General features: G+C 41.0%; 21 protein-coding genes. 16 read left to right on the top strand and 5 right to left on the bottom strand.

Annotated elements, in window-relative coordinates:
- Positions 1 to 7 precede the first annotated feature (7 nt).
- The 10 genes from DB729_RS00495 (at position 8) to DB729_RS00450 (ending at position 16,158) form a co-directional block, all read left to right on the top strand.
- Positions 8 to 556: a DJ-1 family glyoxalase III gene (locus DB729_RS00495; protein ID WP_109289788.1), complete on the top strand. Its 549-nt coding sequence runs from the start codon at positions 8 to 10 to the stop codon at positions 554 to 556.
- A gap of 89 nt (positions 557 to 645) precedes the next feature.
- Positions 646 to 1,209, top strand: coding sequence for an HAD-IA family hydrolase (locus DB729_RS00490; protein ID WP_279586244.1), 564 nt, complete (start codon positions 646 to 648; stop codon positions 1,207 to 1,209).
- A gap of 13 nt (positions 1,210 to 1,222) precedes the next feature.
- Positions 1,223 to 3,169 (top strand): DNA topoisomerase (ATP-hydrolyzing) subunit B, encoded by a 1,947-nt coding sequence (gene gyrB, locus DB729_RS00485; RefSeq protein WP_109289790.1) that lies wholly within the window; start codon positions 1,223 to 1,225, stop codon positions 3,167 to 3,169.
- A gap of 80 nt (positions 3,170 to 3,249) precedes the next feature.
- A complete protein-coding gene (gene ezrA, locus DB729_RS00480; RefSeq protein WP_109289791.1) occupies positions 3,250 to 4,977 on the top strand; it encodes a septation ring formation regulator EzrA in 1,728 nt (575 codons plus the stop codon).
- 103 nt (positions 4,978 to 5,080) lie between these two features.
- Complete coding sequence (gene pgdA, locus DB729_RS00475; protein ID WP_109289792.1) at positions 5,081 to 6,469, top strand: peptidoglycan-N-acetylglucosamine deacetylase PgdA; 1,389 nt, start codon at positions 5,081 to 5,083, stop codon at positions 6,467 to 6,469.
- Between the two features lie 81 nt (positions 6,470 to 6,550).
- Positions 6,551 to 7,393 (top strand): aldo/keto reductase, encoded by an 843-nt coding sequence (locus tag DB729_RS00470; protein WP_109289793.1) that lies wholly within the window; start codon positions 6,551 to 6,553, stop codon positions 7,391 to 7,393.
- Between the two features lie 288 nt (positions 7,394 to 7,681).
- The gene (locus DB729_RS00465; protein ID WP_109289795.1) at positions 7,682 to 12,193 is read left to right on the top strand and encodes a S8 family serine peptidase; all 4,512 of its coding nucleotides are present in this window, start codon (positions 7,682 to 7,684) and stop codon (positions 12,191 to 12,193) included.
- Between the two features lie 497 nt (positions 12,194 to 12,690).
- A complete protein-coding gene (gene glyQ / locus DB729_RS00460) occupies positions 12,691 to 13,608 on the top strand; it encodes a glycine--tRNA ligase subunit alpha (RefSeq protein ID WP_109289796.1) in 918 nt (305 codons plus the stop codon).
- 211 nt (positions 13,609 to 13,819) lie between these two features.
- Complete coding sequence (gene glyS, locus DB729_RS00455) at positions 13,820 to 15,856, top strand: glycine--tRNA ligase subunit beta (RefSeq protein WP_109289797.1); 2,037 nt, start codon at positions 13,820 to 13,822, stop codon at positions 15,854 to 15,856.
- A 44-nt stretch (positions 15,857 to 15,900) separates the two neighbouring features.
- Positions 15,901 to 16,158 (top strand): DUF896 family protein, encoded by a 258-nt coding sequence (locus tag DB729_RS00450; protein WP_000377481.1) that lies wholly within the window; start codon positions 15,901 to 15,903, stop codon positions 16,156 to 16,158.
- Positions 16,159 to 16,240: 82 nt separating this feature from the next.
- Here the strand turns inward: DB729_RS00450 and DB729_RS00445 are convergent, their stop codons facing one another.
- The 3 genes from DB729_RS00445 to DB729_RS00435 are packed head-to-tail and all read right to left on the bottom strand — an operon-like array spanning position 16,241 to position 19,056.
- Positions 16,241 to 17,485: an NAD(P)H-dependent oxidoreductase gene (locus tag DB729_RS00445; protein WP_000673667.1), complete on the bottom strand. Its 1,245-nt coding sequence runs from the start codon at positions 17,483 to 17,485 to the stop codon at positions 16,241 to 16,243.
- Between the two features lie 17 nt (positions 17,486 to 17,502).
- Entirely contained in the window at positions 17,503 to 18,108 is a 606-nt protein-coding gene (locus DB729_RS00440) for an NADPH-dependent FMN reductase (protein ID WP_109289798.1), read from the bottom strand.
- An 18-nt stretch (positions 18,109 to 18,126) separates the two neighbouring features.
- A complete protein-coding gene (locus DB729_RS00435; RefSeq protein ID WP_109289835.1) occupies positions 18,127 to 19,056 on the bottom strand; it encodes an FAD:protein FMN transferase in 930 nt (309 codons plus the stop codon).
- Positions 19,057 to 19,363: 307 nt separating this feature from the next.
- Here DB729_RS00435 and nox point away from each other — a divergent pair, with 307 nt between their 5' ends.
- The 3 genes from nox (at position 19,364) to pdxT (ending at position 22,353) form a co-directional block, all read left to right on the top strand.
- A complete protein-coding gene (nox, locus tag DB729_RS00430; protein ID WP_000036760.1) occupies positions 19,364 to 20,743 on the top strand; it encodes a H2O-forming NADH oxidase in 1,380 nt (459 codons plus the stop codon).
- A 152-nt stretch (positions 20,744 to 20,895) separates the two neighbouring features.
- Complete coding sequence (pdxS, locus tag DB729_RS00425) at positions 20,896 to 21,771, top strand: pyridoxal 5'-phosphate synthase lyase subunit PdxS (RefSeq protein WP_045616888.1); 876 nt, start codon at positions 20,896 to 20,898, stop codon at positions 21,769 to 21,771.
- Positions 21,772 to 22,353, top strand: coding sequence for a pyridoxal 5'-phosphate synthase glutaminase subunit PdxT (gene pdxT / locus DB729_RS00420; RefSeq protein ID WP_045616889.1), 582 nt, complete (start codon positions 21,772 to 21,774; stop codon positions 22,351 to 22,353).
- A gap of 19 nt (positions 22,354 to 22,372) precedes the next feature.
- Here the strand turns inward: pdxT and trhA are convergent, their stop codons facing one another.
- Both trhA and DB729_RS00410 read right to left on the bottom strand, forming a co-directional pair.
- On the bottom strand, positions 22,373 to 23,020 hold the full coding sequence (gene trhA, locus DB729_RS00415) for a PAQR family membrane homeostasis protein TrhA (RefSeq protein ID WP_001097972.1): 648 nt from the start codon (positions 23,018 to 23,020) through the stop codon (positions 22,373 to 22,375).
- Positions 23,017 to 23,463, bottom strand: a complete 447-nt coding sequence (locus DB729_RS00410; protein WP_001087578.1) for a DUF1836 domain-containing protein — start codon at positions 23,461 to 23,463, stop codon at positions 23,017 to 23,019. Before DB729_RS00410 ends, trhA begins: the two co-directional genes overlap by 4 nt.
- Before the next feature lie 134 nt (positions 23,464 to 23,597).
- Between DB729_RS00410 and DB729_RS00405 the strand changes: the two genes are divergently transcribed.
- The 3 genes from DB729_RS00405 to DB729_RS00395 are packed head-to-tail and all read left to right on the top strand — an operon-like array spanning position 23,598 to position 24,973.
- A complete protein-coding gene (locus tag DB729_RS00405; RefSeq protein WP_033584992.1) occupies positions 23,598 to 24,092 on the top strand; it encodes a GNAT family N-acetyltransferase in 495 nt (164 codons plus the stop codon).
- Entirely contained in the window at positions 24,089 to 24,604 is a 516-nt protein-coding gene (locus tag DB729_RS00400) for a methylated-DNA--[protein]-cysteine S-methyltransferase (RefSeq protein ID WP_084851636.1), read from the top strand. The genes DB729_RS00405 and DB729_RS00400 overlap by 4 nt, the downstream gene beginning before the upstream one ends.
- A gap of 12 nt (positions 24,605 to 24,616) precedes the next feature.
- Complete coding sequence (locus DB729_RS00395) at positions 24,617 to 24,973, top strand: arsenate reductase family protein (protein ID WP_057488562.1); 357 nt, start codon at positions 24,617 to 24,619, stop codon at positions 24,971 to 24,973.
- Positions 24,974 to 25,022: the final 49 nt, after the last annotated feature.

The raw sequence follows: 25,022 nt of genomic DNA, 5'->3' as shown, positions 1-25,022 counted from the left end.
GGCCACTATGGCAAAAGTAGCAGTTATTTTAGCCCAGGGTTTTGAAGAAATTGAAGCCTTGACAGTAGTTGATGTCTTGCGTCGAGCAAACATTTCATGTGATATGGTAGGATTTGAAGAACAGGTGACAGGATCGCATGACATTCAGGTAAAAGCCGACCGTATCTTTGATGGTGATTTGTCTGACTATGACTTGGTCGTTCTTCCAGGTGGCATGCCAGGCTCAGCTCACCTACGGGATAATCAAGCCCTCATTTCACAGATTAAAGCCTTTAATCAAGCAGGAAAGAAAATTGCTGCCATCTGTGCAGCTCCAATCGCCCTCCATCAAGCAGGTATCCTGAAAGACAAGCGCTTCACCTGTTATGACGGTGTTCAGGAGAACATCAGTGATGGAATTTATCAAAAGCAAACAGTGGTTGTGGATGGCAATCTAACAACTAGCCGAGGACCGTCAACCGCACTTGCCTTTGCCTATGAGTTGGTAGAGCAGTTGGGAGGGGATGCTGAAAGTTTACGAGTCGGCATGCTCTATCGAGATGTCTTTGGAAATTAACAGTAAGACGAGAGTTCGGCTCTCGTTTTTACTTGGAAAAATCTAGGAAATCATCGCTTTTTTCATAAAAAAATGGTATAATGAAGGGTATGAAATATCACGACTACATATGGGATTTAGGTGGCACCCTATTGGATAATTATGAGACTTCTACAGCAGCCTTTGTAGAGACCTTAGCCCAATACGGAATAGAGCAAGAACACGACCGTGTTTACGAAGCCTTAAAGGTTTCGACAGCTTTTGCCATTGAGAAGTTTGCCCCAGACATCGAGAATTTTTTAGAAAACTACAAAGATAATGAAGCGCGTGAGCTAGAGTATCCAGTTTTGTTTGAAGGGATTCCAGAACTACTCAAAGACATTTCTGACAAGGGTGGCCGTCATTTCTTAGTTTCTCATCGAAATGACCAAGTTCTAGAACTTCTTGCAAAGACTCAGATAGCTGACTATTTCACAGAAGTCGTGACTGCCAGTTCCGGTTTCAAACGAAAACCAGATCCTGAGTCCATGATTTATTTACGTGATAAATATCATATCTCATCCGGTTTGGTCATTGGAGACAGGAATATTGATGTAGAAGCAGGGAAAGCTGCCGGCTTAGATGCCTATCTTTTTAAAAACGTTGTGACACTGAGACAAGCAATAGACATGTAAGAAAAGGGAAAAAATGACAGAAGAAATCAAAAATCAACAGGCACAGGATTATGATGCCAGCCAAATTCAAGTTTTGGAGGGGTTGGAGGCCGTTCGTATGCGTCCAGGTATGTATATTGGGTCGACTTCAAAAGAAGGCCTTCACCATCTAGTCTGGGAAATCGTTGATAATTCAATTGATGAAGCCCTAGCAGGATTTGCCAGTCATATCCAAGTCCTTATTGAACCAGATAATTCCATCACCGTTGTGGATGATGGACGTGGTATTCCTGTTGATATTCAGGAAAAAACAGGACGTCCCGCTGTTGAGACCGTCTTTACAGTTCTTCACGCTGGAGGAAAATTCGGCGGTGGCGGATACAAGGTTTCAGGTGGATTGCACGGTGTAGGTTCATCAGTAGTAAACGCTCTTTCAACTCAACTAGATGTTCATGTCCATAAAAACGGTAAGATTCATTACCAAGAATACCGTCGTGGTCATGTTGTTGCTGATCTTGAGGTGGTTGGAGATACGGATAAAACGGGAACAACAGTTCACTTCACACCAGATCCAGAGATTTTTACAGAAACAACAACTTTTGACTTTGAAAAATTAAACAAACGTATTCAAGAACTAGCCTTTTTGAACCGAGGTCTTCAAATCTCCATCACAGATAAGCGTGAAGGTCTCGAACAGACTAAACATTACCACTATGAGGGTGGGATTGCTAGCTACGTTGAATATATCAACGAGAACAAGGATGTTATCTTTGATACACCAATCTACACAGACGGTGAGATGGATGATATCACAGTTGAAGTAGCCATGCAGTACACAACCGGTTACCACGAAAACGTCATGAGTTTCGCCAATAACATTCACACCCATGAAGGTGGTACGCATGAGCAAGGTTTCCGTACAGCGCTGACACGTGTTATCAATGATTATGCTCGCAAGAATAAACTGCTAAAAGACAATGAAGATAACCTAACAGGGGAAGATGTCCGTGAAGGCTTGACTGCAGTTATCTCAGTTAAGCATCCAAACCCGCAGTTTGAAGGACAAACCAAGACCAAACTGGGGAATAGTGAAGTAGTCAAGATTACCAATCGCCTCTTCAGCGATGCCTTCTCTGATTTCCTCATGGAAAATCCACAGATCGCCAAGCGTATCGTGGAAAAAGGGATTTTGGCTGCCAAGGCTCGTGTAGCTGCCAAGCGTGCGCGTGAAGTCACTCGCAAGAAATCTGGTTTGGAAATTTCCAATTTGCCAGGAAAACTAGCAGACTGTTCTTCAAACAACCCAGCTGAAACCGAACTCTTCATCGTTGAAGGAGACTCAGCTGGTGGATCAGCCAAATCTGGTCGTAACCGTGAGTTTCAGGCTATCCTTCCAATTCGTGGTAAGATCTTGAACGTTGAAAAAGCTAGCATGGATAAAATCCTTGCCAACGAAGAAATTCGAAGCCTTTTCACAGCCATGGGAACAGGATTTGGTGCAGAATTTGATGTCACTAAGGCTCGTTACCAAAAACTCGTTTTGATGACCGATGCCGATGTTGATGGAGCCCACATTCGAACACTCCTGCTAACCTTGATTTATCGCTATATGAAACCAATCTTAGAGGCTGGTTATGTCTACATTGCCCAACCACCGATTTATGGGGTTAAAGTTGGAAGTGAGATTAAAGAATACATTCAACCTGGTGCAGATCAAGAAATTAAACTCCAAGAAGCCTTAGCACGTCACAGTGAAGGGCGTTCAAAACCAACCATCCAACGTTATAAAGGTTTGGGAGAAATGGATGACCACCAATTGTGGGAAACAACCATGGATCCTGAACATCGCTTGATGGCGCGTGTTTCGGTAGATGATGCTGCCGAAGCAGATAAAATCTTTGATATGTTGATGGGAGATCGAGTAGAACCTCGTCGCGAATTTATCGAAGAAAACGCTGTTTACAGTACACTTGACGTCTAAAAAATGTGGGAAATAGTTCCCTTGGTTTAAAAAATATGATATAATCATTACGATTGTTTCTAGTATAAAAGGAGTTTGATATGTCTAATGGACAACTAATTTATCTAATGGTTGCGATTGCGATCATTTTGATTTTAGCTTATGTAACAGCCATTTTTCTACGTAAGCGTAATGTAAGCAGATTAACGGCGCTTGAAGAAAGAAAAGAAGAACTCTACAATCTTCCTGTAAATGATGAGGTTGAAGCCGTTAAAAATATGCACTTGATTGGTCAAAGTCAGGTAACCTTTCGTGAATGGAATCAAAAATGGGTTGATTTATCTCTGAACTCATTTGCAGACATCGAAAATCACCTCTTTGAAGCTGAAAACTACAATAATTCTTTCCGTTTCTTTAAAGCAGCTCACAAGATTGATCAAATTGAAAGCCAGATTAGTTTGATTGAAGAGGATATTGCAGCTATTCGCAATGCCCTTTCTGAACTTGAAAAGCAAGAATCTAAGAATAGTGGTCGTGTCCTACATGCTTTGGACTTGTTTGAAACCCTTCAACATACCGTTGCAGAAGACTCAGAGAAATATGGAAAAGCTCTTCCTGAGATTGAGAAACAATTGGAAAACATCCAATCGGAATTCTCTCAATTCGTTACCCTTAACTCATCAGGTGACCCAGTTGAAGCTGCAGCAATCTTAGATGATACTGAAAATCATATTCTTGCTCTAACGCATATTGTTGATCGGATTCCAGCTCTTGTTGAAACCTTGACAAAGGAATTACCAGATCAATTAGAAGATTTGGAAGAAGGCTATCGCAAGTTGTTGGATGCCAACTACCACTTTACTGAAACAGATATTGAGTCACGTTTCCAACTTTTGCATGAATCTTTGAAGAATAATCAAGAAAACATTCGTCAGTTGGAGTTGGACAATGCAGAGTATGAAAATAATCGCATTCAAGAAGAAATCAACGCACTTTATGATATTTTCACTCGTGAAATTGAGGCTCAAAAAGTCGTTGAGAATCTCCTCTCAACACTTCCAACCTATCTCAACCACTTGAAAGAAAATAACCAGGTGCTTGTTCAGGATCTTGAACGCCTGAATAAAACTTACCTTCTTCCAGAAAGTGATGGAAATCATGTTCGCCGACTTCAAGAAGAATTAGCTGCACTTGATACCGCTATTTTAGAAGTAACAGAGGATCAAAGAGAATCTGCTCAAGCCTATTCTGTTCTTGAAGAACAGTTGGAAATGCTTCAAAGCAATCTCAAAGATATTGAAGATGAGCAAATTTCTGTGAGCGAACGACTTGCGCAAATTGAAAAAGACGACCTCAATGCTCGCCAAAAAGCAAATGTCTATGTGAATCGTTTGCACACCATCAAACGTTACATGGAAAAGCGAAACTTACCAGGAATCCCTCAAAGTTTCTTGAAACTCTTCTTTACTGCAAGTCATAACACTGAAGATTTGATGGCGGAGCTAGAACAACCGCAGGTTAATATTGAATCTGTTAAGCGAATTCTTGAAATTGCAACGAATGATATGGTAGTACTTGAGACAGAAACATACGATATTGTTCAGTATGCAACTTTGACAGAGCAACTTCTCCAATACTCAAATCGTTACCGTTCATTTGATGAACGCATCCAAGAGGCTTTCAACGAAGCACTTGAAATTTTTGAGAAAGAGTTTGACTATCGGGCATCATTTGAGAAGATTTCTCAAGCCTTGGAAGTTGCAGAACCAGGAGTTACAAATCGTTTTGTGACTTCATATGAAAAAACACGTGAAGCAATTCGCTTTTAAAATAGAAGCTTAGAGAACTCTAAGCTTTTTCTTTATTTTTGAAATGGAGCTAGATTACCTGTTTATCATTGAAATAATAGCTTTGATTTGATATGATGGAAATATGAAGAAAAATATGAACCGTGTTTCTCACGATAAAAAGAGAAGGTTATTGCTTTCCTTTGTTGGGATCTTAGGAATCGCTATGATTCTTTTGGGAAGTGCCATTGGCTACAAGGTTCTACAAAAGCAATCTTATGAACAAAAAATTGAAGCGTTAAAAAGCGAAAAGGATCAGCAATTCAACTCAGGTAGTCAGAGGGACAATTTCCGAAAAGGGCAAGCGGAGGTGATTGCCTACTACCCTCTGCAAGGAGAGGAAGTTATTGCGTCTATTAGAGAAAAAATCAACCAAGACATCAAAGAAAATCTAGAAGATAAAGAGGATCTGGTCTTTTATTATACTGAACAGCTGGATCCTGTCTTAAAGGGAGTTGTTGCTCGTAATATCAGCAAGCAAGTCTACGATTTGTCTGCATCAAAGGTTGAAGAAAAAGAAAAGACTTCTTTAGGAAAAATTTTCTTGACTGAAGATGGGAAAGATTTTGACCTCAGTAAACTTTTTAAAGATGCAAGCAAGGCTAAGGAACTCTTACTAAGTCAAATCAAATCAACTCTAGAAGATAAGAAACTTGACCAGGCAAAAATTGATCAGGTTGTCAAAAACTTCACAGATCAGGATTTGGCATCTTGGAGTTTTGATTATAAAGATAGTCAAATTATCCTTTATCCTGCTAATCCTGGAGAGACTGTTGAAGAAATTGCTTTACCAATATCCAGTTTCTTTGATGTCATTGATTCCTCTTATTTACTAGAAAAAGATGCTGAACTTTATCAAGCTTACTTTGCCAAGAAAAATAAAAAGGTTGTAGCCTTGACCTTTGATGATGGTCCAAATCCGACTACAACTCCACAAGCCTTGGATACCTTGGCTAAGTATGGTGTAAAAGCAACCTTCTTTGTACTTGGAAAAAACGTAGCAGGAAATGAGGATCTTCTGAAACGAATGAAATCGGAAGGTCATGTTGTGGGAAATCATAGCTGGGATCACCCTATCCTTTCTAAATTATCCCTCGAAGATGCTAAAAAGCAAATCACTGATACAGAAGATTTGTTGACTCAAGTTTTAGGATCAAGCTCTAAACTGATGCGTCCACCTTATGGTGCCATCACTGATGATATTCGAAATAGTCTTGACTTGAGTTTTATCATGTGGGATGTGGATAGTTTGGACTGGAAGAGTAAGAATGAAGCTGCTATTTTGACAGAAATTCAACACCAAGTTCGTAATGGTTCTATCATTCTCATGCATGATATCCATGGTCCTTCTGTTAATTCTCTACCAAGTGTCATTGAGTATTTAAAGGGTGAAGGGTATACATTTGTGACTGTTCCTGAATTGCTCAATTCTCGCTTGAAGGCTCACGAGATCTATTACGATCGTGATCAATAATTGTTAAAATCTAAAGGAGCAAGTGTTCTGATAATCAGGATTTTGTTTCTTTAGATTTTCTTCACATAGAAAGGAAAAACGATGAAATCTTACACCCTTAATAATGGAGTTTCCATTCCTGTACTAGGATTTGGAACATGGAAAGCTGAAAATGGAGAGGTAGCCTATCAAGCCGTTTTAGAAGCCTTAAAGGCTGGTTATCGTCATATCGATACTGCAGCTATCTATAAAAATGAGGAAAGTGTTGGTCGTGCTATTCGAGATAGCGGTATTCCACGACAAGAAATCTTTGTAACGACCAAACTCTGGAATACCAATCACAGCTATGAAGAAACTCGCCAAGCATTTGAAGAATCAATGGAAAAACTGGGATTGGATTATCTAGATTTGTACCTTATCCATTGGCCAAATCCAAAACCTTTAAGAGAAAATGACGAATGGAAAACTCGTAATGCTGAAGTCTGGAGAGCGATGGAGGACCTTTACCAAGAAGGCAAAATCCGTGCTATCGGCGTTAGTAATTTCCTTCCTCATCATTTGGATGCCTTGCTTGAGACAGCAAGAATCATCCCGGCGGTCAATCAGGTACGCTTGGCACCAGGAGTTTATCAAGAGGAAGTGGTTGACTACTGTAGAGAGAAAGGCATTCTTCTAGAGGCATGGGGACCTTTTGGCCAAGGAGAGTTGTTTGAACAGAAAGAAGTCCAAGAAATTGCTGCTAAGCATGGGAAATCAGTGGCTCAAATCGCCTTGGCTTGGAGTTTGGCAGAAGGTTTCTTACCTCTACCTAAGTCCGTAACAGCCTCTCGCATCCAGAGCAATCTTGATTGTTTTGGAATTGAACTCAGCAAATACGAGCAAGAAGTCTTAAAGACAATTTCAGTGACTTCGGGCGCACCACGTGTGGATGAGATGGATTTTTAATTTTTAAAATCGATTTATACCGAAATAACAAAGACTAGGAATTTTAAATCCTAGTCTTTTTATGTATAAAAAACTAGATTGTTTGTATAATGAAATAATTTTATGAATTGAAATATAGGAACGAACTCAGAAAATATTGGTTTGATAGAGAAAATAACGCGAATGATAAAATTAAACAAGCAAAATATATACGTAAATATTACATTTTTGTGACAATTCAGATTTTTATGAAAATTTATGATTATTTGCGTTATAATAGGTATACTTTAAAGAAAAAGGAGATTGTTTATGAATAGACGACAACGTTTTTCATTACGGAAATACAAATTTGGTCTTGCTTCAGTTTTATTGGGAACTGCATTGTTTTTTGGAGCAAGTCAAGTTAATGCCAATGAGCAGAGTACAGGTGAAAATCAAGCTCAAACTCAGGAAATCAAGACAGAGCTAAAAGACGATAAACACTCAAGCTCTTCAACTGACCAAACCAATACTAATGTGATAGCTCCAGTAGCTGGAGAGAAACAGGAAGTTGAAACTTCTAAAGAGGATGCTAGTAAACAAGATGCTAGGGTAGAAGCCCCAGTTGATAAAACTGTCGAATCTCAAGAATCAGGAAAAGATAGCGCAGTTGCAAATGAAGGAAATCAAGGTGTCGTCCAAAAAGAAACAACAGTCAATACGAGTATCGCGTCTGCCACTGAGAAGGTCTCTACCATAGAGAAAAAAGAGGCTCAAGCAACGACAGTTCCTAAAACTACTGGACAAACAGCAAGTACTGAAAAAGAACAAGAAAAAGCTGAGTCTGCAAAACCCAATAGTCTTTCAAGCAATGATATCATCACAGTGCCGAAAACTTGGAAGGCTGGTTACAAGGGGACAGGGACCGTTGTTGCCATAATTGACTCTGGGCTTGATTTGAATCATGAGGTTCTTCGAATTTCGGATCCGTCAAAAGCAAAATTTAAAAACAAGGAAGCCATCGAAGCAGCTAAAAAGGCTGCTGGGATCGACTACGGTAAATGGTATAGTGATAAGGTTGTCTATGCCTATGACTACTTTGACGGAACAGATAAGATTAAAGAAGCAGAAAGAACTTCTCATGGAATGCACGTAACAGGGATTGCTGCTGGAAACCCTGATAAAGAAGCACCGAATGGTGAAAAGGTCTATGGTGTTGCACCAGAAGCCCAAGTCACGTTTATGCGTGTCTTTTCAGATCGCCAAAAAACGACAAGTTCGGCCCTTTATGTAAAGGCGATTGATGACGCAGTTGCCTTGGGAGCAGATGCCATTAATATGAGTTTGGGATCTAGCACTGGTTCTATGGTAGATGCTGGTTCTGATATTGTGGATGCTATCAAACGGGCTCGTGCCAAGGGAGTTTCTGTTCTTATCTCAGCAGGAAATAGCAATACATTCGGAAATGGTTATTCAAAACCGCTAGCCGAAAACCCAGACTATGGCTTGGTTGGAAATCCATCCACTGTTGAGGATTCGATTTCAGTTGCTTCTGTCAACAACAAAACATTGACAACAGCGGTTTTTGAAGTCAAAGGTCTAGAGGGAAATGCCGGCCTTCATAACGGAAAATTTGATTATAATCAACCTGAGGCAGATAAGGACTTTGAAAAAGGAAAAGAGTATGAATATGTCGAAGCAGGCTTAGGTCGTGAAGAAGACTTTGCTAAGTTGGATTTAACTGGGAAACTGGCCCTCATTCAGCGTGGAGTCATGAACTTTTCAGAGAAGATCAAAAATGCACGAAAACACGGTGCAGTTGGTGCCTTGATCTACAATAATGTAGAAGGCGCAAACATCAATATGTCTATTGATGATGAAGCAAAGAAAATTCCTTCTGTATTTATTTCTAAACAGTATGGTGAAGCCTTAAAATCAGGAAACTATAAGATTGTTTTTAATGGTAAGATGGATAATCGCCCTTCCGATGTAGCCAATCAGCTATCTGACTTTTCAAGTTGGGGGGTGACTACTGATGGACAATTGAAACCAGACGTAACAGCTCCTGGTGGCAATATCTACTCATCCTTTAATGACAATACCTATGGAAGTATTAGTGGCACCAGTATGGCGGCTCCTCACGTTACGGGTGTTGCCGTTCTGGTTAAGGAATACCTTCAAAAACACCATCCAGAATTGACTCCTGAGCAAGTATCAGAGACTGTCAAGGCCTTGATCATGTCAACTGCAAAACCACATGTTAATAAGGATACAGGCACTTATACCTCTCCTCGTCAGCAAGGTTCTGGGATTGTGGATACTGCTGCTGCAGTGTCAACAGACCTCTATGTAACGGGTGAAAATGGCTATCCAAGTGTGACTTTAGGAAATGTTGGAGATCAATTTACTTTTAAGGTCACTGTACACAATATATCAGATACTGACCGTACTCTCAAGATGGTGGTGAATACCAATACAGACGATGTCCAAGATGGGAAATTTACCCTTCGACCTCGAAAATTAACAGAGACAGTCTGGCCAGAAGTGACGGTCAAATCCCACAGCAGTCAAACAGTCACTGTTAAAGTGGATGCTCGAAAATTTGCTGCTGAACTCAGCAAACAAATGCCAAATGGCTATTTCCTAGAAGGGTTTGTTCGCTTTGTAGATCCAGCAGATGATGGGGATATTGTTAGTCTTGCATTTATGGGCTTCCGAGGTGAATTCCAAAATCTTCCCGCTGTCGAAAAACCAATTTACAACCTTGTTCGAGAAGGGAAAAATGGATTTTACACAGAGGTAGACAAGGAAAATCCTGCCGTTAACTACTCTAATGATGCCACCTATCTCGCAACCTTGCAAAATGACCTTCTAGTTTCTCAAGGTCAACGCCAAGGACGACGAATTACCGTTCTTGGAATCGAACAAAATGCTGAAGGTAAGCATGTTCTTCAGTTGGACGAAAAAGGGAATGTCCGTATTGCTATTTCTCCAAATGATGATGGAAACAAAGACCTAGTTGAATACAAAACGGTTGCTTTGAGAAATCTTGTAAATCTTCGTGCTACAGTTTATGCGGCTACGGATACCAAGCATGAACATCCTATTTGGGAGGGCGATGCAAAGGATCTTCGTAAGAATTACTTTGATGGTGACAGTAGAAATCTGAAGAGTTATATTCTAGATAATACTGCTTGGAGAGGCCAGGATTTTGATGGCAATACTGTTGCGGATGGTTTATATGACTATGTTATCAGTTATACACCAGACGTTCCAGGAGCTAAAGAACAACACACGACCTTCAAAATTCAAATTGATACTCAAAAACCTGTCATCACAAGTGGATATATTCGTTTTAAAGATGGAAACCAAGAATTCGTAGCTCGCAAACCCAAAGATGTGGGTCAAGGCGGTATCCTTTCAGAAAAAGTCTTCTACCTCACACCATTTGACCAGAAAGGGACCATGGTTCTAACTGGGAAAGACCAGTCTGGAACTCGTGCGCTTGAGAACACCCATCTGATTAAGGCCAATGCTGACGGTAGTTATACACTTCCTAAGGATGTTGACAAGGCTAATATTTACTATCTTGTTGAGGACTATGCAGGAAATGTAGACTATATCTCACTTGCTGAACTTGTGCGCGATCAAAATAGTGGTCGAGTGAAAATTGCCTTGAAGAATGCAAAAACAAAACAAGATATTGATACCCTCTACGTCTATCGAATCAAAAATAGCAAGGGGCAATATGTTGATGTTGACAAGACAAAAGCGATTCATTTCTTACAGTTTGGTCATTATACAGCAGAAATTTTCAGTTATGACCGAACAGAATTGAAATTTATCAGTGCCTTATCCCAAGAGTTTGACTTGACGGAAGAAAATAGTTTCCAAACCATTACCTTCCTAGCAAATCTCCTAGAATATGCACCTGTGTCTGTTTCCTTCAATCGAGCAGTTCCAAAGACGACTACAGTAGTTTTGAAAGGAGAAGATGGGACAAGTATCACTCTTCCTGCTGAAAAATACGGTCAATACGCCTTTGGTAAGAAAGTTGCTACAGGTCGTTATACTGTACAAGTCACCTTGCCAACTGGATATGAACTCCTTGAAGATCTCGTTTCCTTGCTCGTTCAGCCAGGTCGAAATAATGCTTTGCGTCTATCTGTTGTGTCTAAGTTGGCCTTAATTGCTGCGGTAAATCAACAAAAAGAACTGGTAGAAACGTCTCGTTACTTTAATAGTAGTGCAGATAAGAGAAAAGCTTATGACCAAGCTTTCCAAGTGGCGCAGTCAGCCTTATCAAGCAAGTTGAAGCAAGAATTGATTGATGGCGTTCTCGCTAGTATTGAGGCTGCTGGTAAAGCTTTGGATGGAAAAGATTCGAACGTTACAGCCTTGAAAGAAGCTATGAAAGCTTACTATGCAACGACTAAAACTGGACGATATGCTAATGCCAAGGAAAAAGTACGTCGTGCTTATGATCGTGCCTTCCAAGAAATTGCTTTACTCGCTGTGGACCCTAAAGTCAAACAAGATCAAATTGACCAATCTCTTATTGCCCTAGCTACAGCTAAAAGTAAACTAAATGGCAAGGCCACAGACTTCTCTAGTCTAAAGAAACTGGTCAAGGATGAACGTCTTTTCCAAGAAAAGAACGCGAGATTTATCTATGCAGACAAGAAAGAAAAAGCAGCTTATCTTCTAACTTTTAAAGAGGCACAGGAACTCCTTAAAGATCCAGGAGCGAGCCAAGAAGATGTCAAAGATGCCATTACAGCCTTGAAACAAGCCAAGAGAAATCTACATGGCAAAAAACCAAAAGCGAAAAGACATCCTTAAACAGGACTTTCTGAAGCTTTACTATTAAATGAGTCTGGAACTTTGTTTTCAGACTCATTTTTGGTTTACACTGGCTAGAAAATCTGCTATAATACTAGCTAGGAAAGAAAGTCTTATGGCGTTCTTCAGCGAGCTTGGGGTAGTGGGAGCCAAGTAGAACAAGGTAAGAAACTGGCGCTTTCTGTCGTATTTTTAAAAACAATGAAGTAATAAATTAGGGTGGAACCGCGTTTCAGACGCCCCTAGGTCACAGACTTAGGAGCAAAGACACGGTTCTTTTTGTATCCAAAGTCACAAAAATTTATAATAAAGGAGTAAATAATGTCTAAAAAATTGACTTTCCACTGCGTCAGTGGCAGAGACCTCCTTACAGTCGGACTGCCCCACGCTCAGCACTAGAGTGCCTGAGCTAGACGCAGTACTAACTCGTCTTGCCTCGTATAATCGACAAGGCAGACTCGTGTCGCAAAAAATCATTTTTTATTAAGGAGTATTCAATGTCTAAGAAATTAACATTTCAAGAAATTATTTTGACTTTGCAACAATTTTGGAATGACCAAGGTTGTATGCTTATGCAGGCTTATGATAATGAAAAAGGTGCGGGGACGATGAGTCCTTACACTTTCCTTCGTGCTATCGGACCTGAGCCATGGAATGCGGCTTATGTGGAGCCATCACGCCGTCCTGCTGATGGTCGTTATGGAGAAAATCCTAACCGTCTCTACCAACACCACCAATTCCAAGTGGTCATGAAGCCTTCTCCATCAAATATCCAAGAACTTTACCTTGAGTCTTTAGAAAAATTGGGAATCAACCCTTTGGAACACGATATTCGTTTCGTTGAGGACAACTGGGAAAACCCTTCTACTGGTTCAGCTGGTCTTGGATGGGAAGTTTGGCTTGATGGGATGGAAATCACTCAGTTCACTTATTTCCAACAAGTTGGTGGATTGGCAACTGGCCCTGTGACTTCGGAAGTTACCTATGGTTTGGAACGTTTGGCTTCTTACATTCAAGAAGTGGACTCTGTCTATGATATCGAGTGGGCCGATGGCGTAAAATATGGAGAAATTTTCATCCAGCCTGAGTACGAGCATTCAAAATATTCATTTGAAATTTCGGACCAAGAAATGTTGCTTGAAAACTTTGATAAGTTTGAAAAAGAAGCTGGTCGTGCATTAAAAGAAGGCTTGGTTCACCCTGCCTATGACTATGTTCTCAAATGTTCACATACCTTTAACCTGCTTGATGCGCGTGGTGCCGTATCCGTAACCGAGCGCGCTGGCTATATCGCTCGTATCCGTAACTTGGCCCGTGTCGTAGCCAAAACCTTTGTCGCAGAACGCAAACGCCTAGGCTACCCACTTTTGGATGAAGCAACACGAGCTAAACTCTTAGCAAAAGACGCAGAATAAAGAGAGTGACAGTTTACGAAAATGGGCGAACAGAGTGAGCCTTGAGCCAGTTGCCGCAGTGATGAAGGTATCCTTAGTGAAGCTAAGGATACTAGGCAAAATTGGAGACTTTCGGCTCCAATTTTAGCAATGAAACAACGAAGTTGGTTGCTTGCGTGCCAATCACATAAGGCAAACTGGAAAATAAAAAGATACTTTTCGGAGAAAAAACATGACAAAAAACTTATTAGTAGAACTCGGTCTTGAAGAGTTACCAGCCTATGTAGTAACTCCAAGTGAAAAACAACTAGGTGAAAAAATGGCAGCCTTCCTCAAAGAAAATCGTCTTTCCTTTGAAGCCATTCAAACCTTCTCAACACCACGCCGTTTGGCTGTTCGTGTGACTGGTCTTGCAGACAAACAGTCTGATTTGACAGAAGATTTCAAGGGACCAGCAAAGAAAATTGCCTTGGATGGTGATGGAAACTTCACCAAAGCAGCTCAAGGATTTGTCCGTGGGAAAGGCTTGACGGTTGAAGATATCGAATTCCGTGAAATCAAGGGTGAAGAATATGTCTATGTCACCAAGGAAGAAATAGGCCAACCAGTTGAAGCCATTGTTCCAGGTGTAGTAGACGTCTTGAAGTCACTGACTTTCCCTGTCAGCATGCACTGGGCTAACAACACTTTTGAATATATCCGCCCTGTACACACTTTGACTGTTCTTTTAGATGAAGAAGAGTTTGACTTGGATTTTCTTGATATTAAGGGCGGTCGTGTGAGTCGTGGTCATCGTTTCTTGGGACAAGAAACTAAGATTCAGTCAGCATTGAGCTATGAAGAAGACCTTCGTAAACAGTTTGTAATCGCGGATCCTCGTGAACGTGAGCAAATGATAGTTGACCAAATCAAGGCAATCGAAGCTGAACATGGTGTACGTATCGAAATTGATGCTGACTTACTGAACGAAGTCTTGAACTTGGTTGAATACCCAACTGCCTTCATGGGAAGTTTTGATGCCAAATACCTTGAAGTTCCAGAAGAAGTCTTGGTGACTTCGATGAAGGAACACCAACGTTACTTTGTTGTTCGTGATCAGGATGGTAAACTCTTGCCAAACTTCATTTCTGTTCGTAATGGAAACGCAGAGCATTTGGAAAATGTCATCAAGGGTAATGAAAAAGTCTTAGTTGCCCGCTTGGAAGACGGAGAATTCTTCTGGCGTGAAGACCAAAAATTGGTCATTTCAGATCTTGTTGAAAAATTGAACCAGGTGACCTTCCATGAAAAGATTGGTTCCCTTCGTGAACACATGATTCGTACAGGTCAGATTGCCGTCCTTTTAGCGGAAAAAGCTGGTTTATCAGTGGATGAAACGATTGATCTTGCCCGCGCAGCATCCATTTATAAGTTTGACTTGTTGACAGGGATGGTTGGTGAGTTTGATGAACTCCAAGGAATTATGGGTGAGAAATATGCCCTTCTTGCTAGGGAAGCTCCAGCAGTTGCGGCTGCCATTCGTGAACACTACATGCCTACATCAGCGGACGGAGCTCTCCCAGAGAGCAAGATTGGAGCCATTCTAGCCATTGCAGACAAATTGGATACGATTTTGAGTTTCTTCTCAGTAGGCTTGATTCCATCAGGTTCTAACGATCCTTATGCCCTTCGTCGTGCAACGCAAGGTGTAGTTCGTATCTTGGATGCTTTTGGTTGGCACATTGCTATGGATGAGTTGATTGATAGCCTTTATGCTTTGAAATTTGACAGCTTGACTTATGGAAATAAAGCAGAGGTCATGGACTTTATCAAGGCTCGTGTTGATAAGATGATGGGTTCTACTCCAAAAGACATTAAGGAAGCGGTCCTTGCAAGTTCGAACTTTGTCGTGGCGGATATGTTGGAAGCAGCAAGTGCTCTCGTCGAAGCAAGCAAGGAAGAAAACTTCAAACCGTCTGTAGAATCTCTTTCACGTGCTTTCAACTTGGCTGAGAAAGCAGAAGGATCTGAAACAGTTGATCCTGCTCTCTTTGAAAATGAAGAAGAGAAAGCCTTGGCGGAAGCAGTAGAATCACTCGTTTTATCAGGGACTGCAAGTCAGCAATTAGAACAACTCTTTGCGCTTAGTCCAGTTATTGATGCTTTCTTTGAGAATACTATGGTAATGACCGATGATCAAGATATTCGTCAAAATCGATTGGCTGTTTTGTCGCAATTAACCAAGAAAGCAGCTAAACTTGCACGCTTTAACCAAATCAATACCAAGTAGACTCTCTATTAAACGAACTGTATCTTTTTACAAAGGAGATAAACATGGATTCAAAAAAAATCGCTCGTATCAACGAGCTCGCTAAAAAGAAAAAAACAGAAGGCTTAACTTCTGCTGAAAAAGTAGAACAAGCTAAACTTCGTGAGGAATACATCGAAGGCTATCGTCGTGCTGTTCGTCACCATATTGAAGGAATTAAGATTGTTGATGAAGAGGGAAATGACGTCACACCAGAAAAACTACGCCAAGTGCAACGTGAAAAAGGTTTACACGGTCGCAGTTTAGATGATCCTAACTCATAAAATGAAAGGGGGCTGTAGATGATTTACAAGCCCTTTTTCTGTTGTAATAACAAAAGGAGCCAAATGGCTCCTTTTTGGTTTCTTAGTTGCTTGCACCAGAAGTAGCGTCTGCGCCACCACCGTGGCCTCCAGCATCACCTGAATCAGAAGCGCCAGAAGTAGCATCAGCGTCTCCATGACCTCCAGCAGCAGGAGCAAATGGTCCGCTACCACCTACCAAACGTTGACCCGTTTCTTTTAGGTACCAGTCAAGCCATGGTTGGAAGTTAAAGACAATTTCATTGATACCAGCGTATGATCCGTCAGGATAGTACATCGCTTGGTAGTTGTGAGTATTGATGACGCCTGCAGGAGAACCTGGAACGATCGTACGGACGTATTCTTGGTTTCCGTTACGAAGTGTTCCGATAACCCACTCTACATTCTTCATACGTGCTGGTGGAAGAGAATTGTGAACAGTCGACATACGGTTACCTGATTGAGGTGGTACACGTTTGGCAAACATGGTGTCTGGATCTTGGTGAGCGTTGTTGTAGTAGAGGAATTGGTTGTTGTCATCAGCGTATGTCAATTCAAATGGCATAGCTTTCAAGAACATATCAATTTGGTTAACCGTCAAGATACCGTGGTCCAATTTGACATAGGTATCACCAGAAACAGCTCCAGTGATTGCAGCAACTTTTTCTACCCATTCTGGATCGTCAGGATCAACTTCTGTAATGGTTGTAGCGATTGGTTTTCCACAATCCAAGTCTTCTGGTTCAATTGGTTTTGGTTTTTTCAATTTTGAAACGACTCCTACGTATTTTACAAAGTTATCTAAGCAAGTTTCAAGGAATTTAACAGTTCCTTCATTAGTGATATTTCCGTCGTTATCAAAAGCTTCCTTAGCTTTACCAAGAAGGAATTCATTACCTGGAAGCGTGTAGGCATTAACACCTGGAGCGTCAAGGATTTTACGAAGGTGAACTTGGGCACGTGATGTTCCTTGGTCATAGTATGATGCACCCACAATCATAACAGGCTTGTTTTCAAATGGATGAACTTCGTATGAAAGCCATTCGAGTACAGATTTGAGTGAAGCTGAGATAGTGTGGTTGTGCTCAGGAGTAGCGATAATGACACCATCAGCACGTGTAATCTTGTTATACAAGAAACGCAATTGGAAGCTTTCGTCCCATTTTTCGTCTTGGTTAAACATTGGAACTTCGTCAATTTCAAGAACTTCTAATTCAAATTTGAATTTGAAATTACGACGGATAAATTCCAAGAGTTTGCGGTTATATGATTGATCGTAGTTTGATCCAACAAGTCCAACAAATTTCATTCTTTCGGTCTCCTATCTTACAAATTTTCCCAGTCAAATTCTTCTGCATCTTTACGAAGCAATTCTTGTGCGTTGCGCAATTTTTCAGTAATTTTCACGAAGATACGGAAGTCATCAAAAATAGCATCCAATTTCTTGATGACATCAAGGTCAACCAAGTCACCACTTGGGTTAAATGCTTGAAGAGAGTGTGAGAGCAAGAATTCATCTGGAAGAACATTTGCCTTGATTTCAGGAGCATTCAAGATTTGACGAAGTTGCAATTGGGCACGAGATGAACCAAGTGTGCCGTATGAAGCACCAGTAATCATGATTGGTTTGTTCAAAAGTGGGTAGATACCGTAAGATAGCCAAGCAAGAGCGCTCATCAAAACTGCAGGGATAGAGTGGTCGTACTCAGGAGTACCGATAATCACACCGTCAGATGCTTCAATTTTAGCTGCAATCTCAAGAATTTCAGCTGGAAGTTGCTTATCTGCTGGTTTGTTGAAAACAGGGATATCCTTGATTTCAACGAGTTCAATTTCAGATTTATCAGCAAAGTGTTTTTGCATGTATTGGAGCAATTGGCGGTTTGTAGAACGTTTAGAGTTCGTTCCAACAATGGCAATAAGTTTTAGCATGAGATTTCCTTTCTCTTTTTACATAATACAATTTTGAAGGCCTGAAGAACATGCAAGGCGTCCCTCTTTGTCGATGAGAATGGCTTCGATACCATCTATACTTTCGACTTGCCAGAGGATAGAAGCGCTACGTTCTCCAAATAGGCGGGTTGTCCAAATCTCACCATCAACGGATTTATCAGAGATAATCGTTAGGCTAGCAAGATCGGTTTCGACAGGGAATCCTGTCTCACTATCAAAGATATGGTGATAGTCTTTTCCATCTACTGTCAGGTGGCGTTCATAGATACCTGAAGTGACAACGGATTTGTTAGAAGCAGGAATGGTTAGGAGATGGTTGCCACGAGGATTTCGCGGATCTTGAATCCCAATCTGCCAGGCTTTCCCTTCTTTGGCTTGGTTATCCCCGATGGTGAGGATATTTCCTCCGAGATTGATCAGTGCAGAGGTGACACCGTGTTCTTTCAAATACTGGGCAACCTTATCTGCACTATAGCCCTTGGCTAAACAACCTAAATCAAGCTTCATTCCTTTCTTCTTTAAAAAAACAGTAGAGTTAGTCGGATCCAACTTGATAAAATGCGGGTCAACTAGAGGCAAGACAGCTTCGATTTCTTTAGAGTCTGGAAGCCGTGCATCTGCAAATCCGATTCGCCAGGTTTGAATCAAGGGACCGATACTGATATTTAGATGGCTAGAGGGAGCTAGGCTGTGCTCTAGTCCAAGAGCAATCAGTTCAAATAGGTCAGGATGAACCTTAACAGGTGCGATTCCAGCCTTGTAGTTGATTTCCATCAGTTCGGATTCTTGACTATTGGCGTTGAAGCGGTATTCGAGCTCCTTGAGCAAGTCAAAAGCGCCCTGAAGCAGGATTTCTGCCCGCTCATCTACTAATGAAATCGTGATAGTTGTTCCCATTAGCCGTTCAGAACGTGAATGAAGAGACAAGCTACCAGCTCCTTTCTCTTTATAGGAAATCATTCAATATAAGGTCGTTAAAGAAAAATTAAACCCCTTACATTTTCTTTCCATGTAACTAGCATACCATAAAGTCAGCGTTTTCACAAATGGATTTTGACAAAAAGTCAAGAAATATGCTCAAAATTAGCATGAAAACGATAGAAAAATTGGATTTATCAATGTTAAGTGTATTTTTTTCTGAAAAAAAGAGAATTCTGAGCAAATGTCTTGTAAACGCTAACAGTAAATGATATACTAGGAAGGTAAATCAAAAATTAAAGGTAGGAATTTTTCTATGAGTAAAATCGTTGTAGTTGGTGCTAACCACGCTGGTACAGCTTGTATTAATACGATGTTGGATAACTTTGGTCATGAGAACGAAATCGTAGTATTTGACCAAAACTCAAATATTTCATTCCTTGGTTGTGGAATGGCGCTTTGGATTGGGGAACAAATTGATGGCCCAGAAGGTCTCTTCTACTCTGATAAAGAAAAATTGGAAGCAAAAGGTGCTAAAATTTACATGAACTCACCAGTTCTTTCAATTGACTACGATAACAAAGTTGTGACTGCAGAAGTTGAAGGAAAAGAGCACAAAGAGTCTTATGATAAATTGATCTTTGCGACAGGTTCAACTCCTATTTTGCCTCCAATCGAAGGTGTAGAAATCGTTAAAGGTAACCGCGAATTCAAAGCAACACTTGAAAATGTTCAATTTGTTAAGTTGTACCAAAATGCAGAAGAAGTTATCGAAAAACTTGCTGACAAGAGCAAACACCTTGAGCGCATTGCCGTTGTTGGTGGTGGTTACATCGGTGTTGAGCTGGCTGAAGCTTTCGAACGTCTTGGAAAAGAAGTGGTGCTTGTTGATATCGTAGACACTGTTTTGAACGGCTACTATGACAAAGACTTCACCCAAATGATGGCGAAGAACTTGGAAGACCACAACATCCGCTTGGCGCTTGGTCAAACAGTTAAAGCCATCCAAGGTGACGGTAAAGTTGAACGCTTGGTAACAGACAAAGAAACATTTGATGTGGATATGGTGGTTCTTGCAGTTGGTTTCCGTCCAAACACAGCTCTTGCTGACGGTAAGATTGAACTCTTCCGTAACGGTGCCTTCCTTGTAGATAAGAAACAAGAAACATCTATCCCAGGTGTATACGCTGTTGGTGACTGTGCGACTGTTTATGACAATGCTCGTAAAGACACTAGCTACATCGCTCTTGCATCTAACGCTGTACGTACTGGTATCGTTGGTGCTTACAATGCTTGTGGACATGAATTGGAAGGAATCGGTGTGCAAGGATCAAACGGTATTTCAATCTATGGTCTTCACATGGTTTCAACTGGTTTGACTCTTGAAAAAGCCAAAGCTGCAGGCTATAATGCAACTGAAACTGGCTTTAACGATCTTCAAAAACCAGAATTTATGAAGCATGACAACCACGAAGTTGCCATCAAGATTGTCTTTGATAAAGACAGTCGCGAAATCCTTGGTGCACAAATGGTTTCACATGATGCTGCAATTAGTATGGGAATCCACATGTTCTCACTTGCTATCCAAGAGCATGTGACAATTGATAAATTGGCTTTGACAGACCTATTCTTCTTGCCACATTTCAACAAACCATACAACTACATTACAATGGCTGCACTTACAGCTGAAAAATAACAATAGCTGAGCTATCTGGCCTTAAGTTAAGGTCAGATAGTTTTTTTAATCCATCTGTACCCAGACAATTATTATTTTTCTATCTTGTACTTCATTCTAATCTGGCTTAAAATGAAATGGTAGCTACCAATACAAATGATGAGGATTAAGAAATGACTGAAAATCGTTATGAACTAAATAAAAACTTGGCACAGATGCTCAAAGGTGGGGTTATCATGGACGTTCAGAACCCTGAACAGGCTCGTATCGCAGAGGCTGCTGGTGCGGCAGCTGTTATGGCCTTGGAGCGGATTCCAGCTGATATTCGTGCAGCTGGTGGAGTTTCTCGTATGAGTGATCCAAAGATGATTAAGGAAATCCAAGAAGCGGTCAGTATTCCAGTGATGGCCAAGGTCAGAATCGGGCATTTTGTTGAAGCTCAGATTTTAGAGGCTATTGAGATTGACTATATCGATGAGAGTGAAGTGCTGTCTCCAGCAGACGATCGTTTCCATGTGGACAAGAAAGAATTCCAAGTTCCTTTTGTCTGTGGAGCTAAGGATTTGGGTGAAGCCTTGCGTCGTATCGCTGAGGGAGCTTCCATGATTCGGACAAAAGGAGAACCGGGTACAGGAGATATCGTCCAAGCCGTTCGCCATATGCGTATGATGAATCAAGAAATTCGCCGCATTCAAAACCTCCGTGAAGATGAACTTTATGTGGCAGCAAAAGAACTCCAAGTCCCTGTAGAATTGGTCCAATACGTTCATGAACATGGAAAATTACCAGTTGTTAACTTCGCAGCCGGAGGTGTGGCAACACCAGCAGATGCTGCGCTGATGATGCAATTGGGAGCAGAGGGCGTCTTTGTCGGTTCAGGTATTTTCAAGTCAGGAGATCCTGTTAAACGAGCAAGTGCTATTGTTAAGGCCGTAACCAACTACCAAAATCCTCAAATTCTGGCTCAAATCTCTGAAGACCTAGGGGAAGCCATGGTTGGTATCAATGAGAATGAAATCCAAATTCTCATGGCTGAGCGAGGAAAATAGATGAAAATTGGAATATTGGCCTTGCAAGGTGCCTTTGCAGAACATGCAAAAGTGCTAGATAAACTAGGAGTCTCTAGTGTCGAAATCAGAAATTTAGAGGATTTTCAACAACATCAGAGTGACTTGGTGGGTTTGATATTACCTGGCGGTGAGTCTACAACCATGGGCAAGCTCTTGCGCGACCAGAACATGCTGCTTCCCATCCGAGAAGCCATTCTATCTGGATTACCCGTTTTTGGGACCTGTGCGGGCTTGATTTTGCTGGCTAAGGAAATCACTTCTCAGGAAGAAAGTCATCTTGGAACCATGGATATAGTGGTTGAGCGCAATGCTTATGGGCGCCAACTAGGAAGCTTCTATACAGAGGCAGAATGTAAGGGAGTTGGCAAGATTCCCATGACCTTTATCCGTGGACCGATTATCAGTAGTGTTGGAGAGGGTGTAGAAATTTTAGCAACAGTAGACGATCAAATCGTTGCAGCTCAAGAAGAGAATATGCTGGTGACCTCTTTTCATCCTGAGTTAACAGATGATGCTCGCTTGCACCAGTATTTTATCAATATGTGTAAAGAAAAAAGTTGAGAAAAGATTCTCAACTTTTTTACATGTAATAAACAATAGCGATGTACTGAAGTGCAGATGCTGCTAGGATAAAGAGATGCCAAATCATGTGGAAATAAGGTTTTTTCTTAGCGTAAAATCCAGCTCCAACTGTATAACAGAGCCCACCAGTTACCATGAGACTCCAGAAAATTGGTGTTGTTTGACTGATAATGGCAGGAATGATAGCCAGAACCAACCAGCCCATGATCAGGTAAAGGGCAAGGCTGAATTTCTCATTGACCTTTTTAGCAAAGATTTTATAAAGGATGCCAAAGATGGTCGTTCCCCACTGAATGGCAATGATCAGATAGCCAAACCAGTTATTCATCAAAGTCAATACGACCGGCGTATAAGAGCCCGCGATAGCCACGTAAATCATAGAATGGTCGATGATTCGCAAGACGTATTTGTGGGTCGAACCATAGGCCATAGAGTGGTAAATGGTTGACGAGAGGAACATGAGAAAGAGACTGATAACAAAGATAGAAACGCCAAAAGATGATAAAAATCCGTGTGCTTCATAACTATAGGTGGATGAAATGGGGAGTAGGATGAGCATGATAACGGCACCCACAGCATGGGTCACGCTATTAGCAATTTCCTCTCCAAAACTGAGTTTTTTACTGAGTTTTAGACTGGTATTCATTGGATTTCCTCCTCTTCTTTGATAAGGATTAAGTCTAGAGTTTGATGATAGAGTTTAACCGTTTGACAGCTAGTTTGGATAATAGGATTTTCTGGATCAATCCCATGGTTCATGTAGTCTACAAAAGCATCGTAGAGCTGGTCTGAGCTCGCTTGAGTTTGCAGAGTATTAAGGGTCTGAGCGATTTCTTGGATCGAAAAGACAGACTTGAGAGTGGTGATGGCAATCAAACGGGCGATCTGTTTGCGTTGGTATTTTTTCTTGTCTGGCTTTGTCAGGTAACCATGTTTGACATAGTTATTGACCATAGATGCTGTTAGTCCCTTGTCCTTATCTGGAGAGATAGGGGCACAGACCTGATTGACATAAAGTAAAACCTGATCCAGATAGAGGTCAATGTTTGGAATGTCTTCCCATTTTGGGTAGGAAAAGTTAGAATTCATTTCCAACTCCTTTTTATCTAGTTTCGATAACTAGATTATAAAATAATAAAAAACAAAAGTCAAGTTTCAACTGCTTGTAGAAAGCTTTAAATTATGCTATGATGAGAGAAAATAGTTAGAAATGAGGGGAAAAGATGGAGATTCGTTTAGCTTTCCCAAACGAAGTGGATGCGATTATGCAGGTGATGGAGGATGCCAAAAAGTGCTTAGCAAAGTCTGGTAGCGACCAGTGGCAAAATGGCTATCCAAATGCAGATATCATTATTGATGATATCATCTCAGGCCAAGCCTATGTGGCCTTGGAAGAAGGAGAACTGCTAGCTTATGCTACTGTAACCAAGAGTCCAGAGGAAGCCTATGAAGCCATTTATGAAGGAAGTTGGCAGGGGGAAGAATCAGAATATCTGGTCTTTCACCGTATCGCTGTGGCAGCAGATGTCCAAGGACAAGGTGTTGCTCAGACTTTCCTAGAAGGCTTGATTGAAGGTTTTGATTATCTAGATTTTCGCTCAGATACGCATGCAGAAAACAAGGCCATGCAGCATATCTTTGAAAAGCTAGGCTTCCAACAGGTTGGTAAGGTTCCAGTTGATGGGGAACGTTTGGCCTATCAGAAATTAAAAAAATGAAGCAGAAAAAGTACGCAAAGATGCTCTACCCGTCGCCAATTGGAACTTTATCCTTAGTTGCTGACGAGCAATATTTGTATGGAATTTGGGTACAGGACCAAACTCATTTTGAGAGGGGATTAGGAGATGAAACGATAGAAGAAGTTGCTAGCCATCCTGTATTAGAGCAAGTTATTTCCTATTTAGATACCTATTTCGAAGGCAGTGTTCAGGATCTATCTGACTTACCTTTAGCTCCCATTGGAACAGATTTTGAAAAGCGGGTTTGGGATTACTTACAGGCCATTCCTTATGGTCAAACAGTAACTTACGGACAAATAGCTCAAGACCTGCAAGTGGCTTCTGCTCAAGCGATTGGAGGAGCAGTGGGGCGCAATCCTTGGTCCATACTTGTTCCCTGTCATCGGGTGCTGGGGTCAGGCAATCGCTTGACAGGCTATGCATCTGGAGTCGAAAAGAAAGCCTGGCTCTTGCAACATGAAGGTGCAGCATTTCAAGAAAATAAAAAATAGAAAGAAAAGAAGATGTTAGAATTTATCGAATACCCAAAATGTTCAACTTGTAAGAAAGCAAAAAATGAATTGGATCAACTTGGACTGGACTACAAAGCTGTCCACATCGTAGAAGAAACACCAAGTGAAGACGTGATTTTGAAGTGGTTGGAAACTTCCGGTTTTGAAGTGAAACAATTTTTCAATACTAGCGGGATCAAATACCGCGAACTGGGCCTAAAAGATAAGGTGGGAAGTTTGTCAAAACAAGAAGCAGCCAAGCTTCTAGCGAGTGATGGTATGTTATTGAAACGTCCAATTTTGGTGGAGAATGGTGCTGTTAAACAAATCGGCTATAGAAAACCCTATGAGAACTTAGGTTTGAGATAGTTTTTATTTATCTCCTTGATAGGTAAAATATATAGCCTCCCTGTTTTAA

Source organism: Streptococcus halitosis (assembly GCF_003143695.2).
In the GTDB taxonomy this organism is placed as follows: Bacteria; Bacillota; Bacilli; order Lactobacillales; family Streptococcaceae; genus Streptococcus; species Streptococcus halitosis.
Note: the sequence above shows the minus strand (reverse complement) of the source record. Positions and strands in the feature narration are given on the sequence as shown.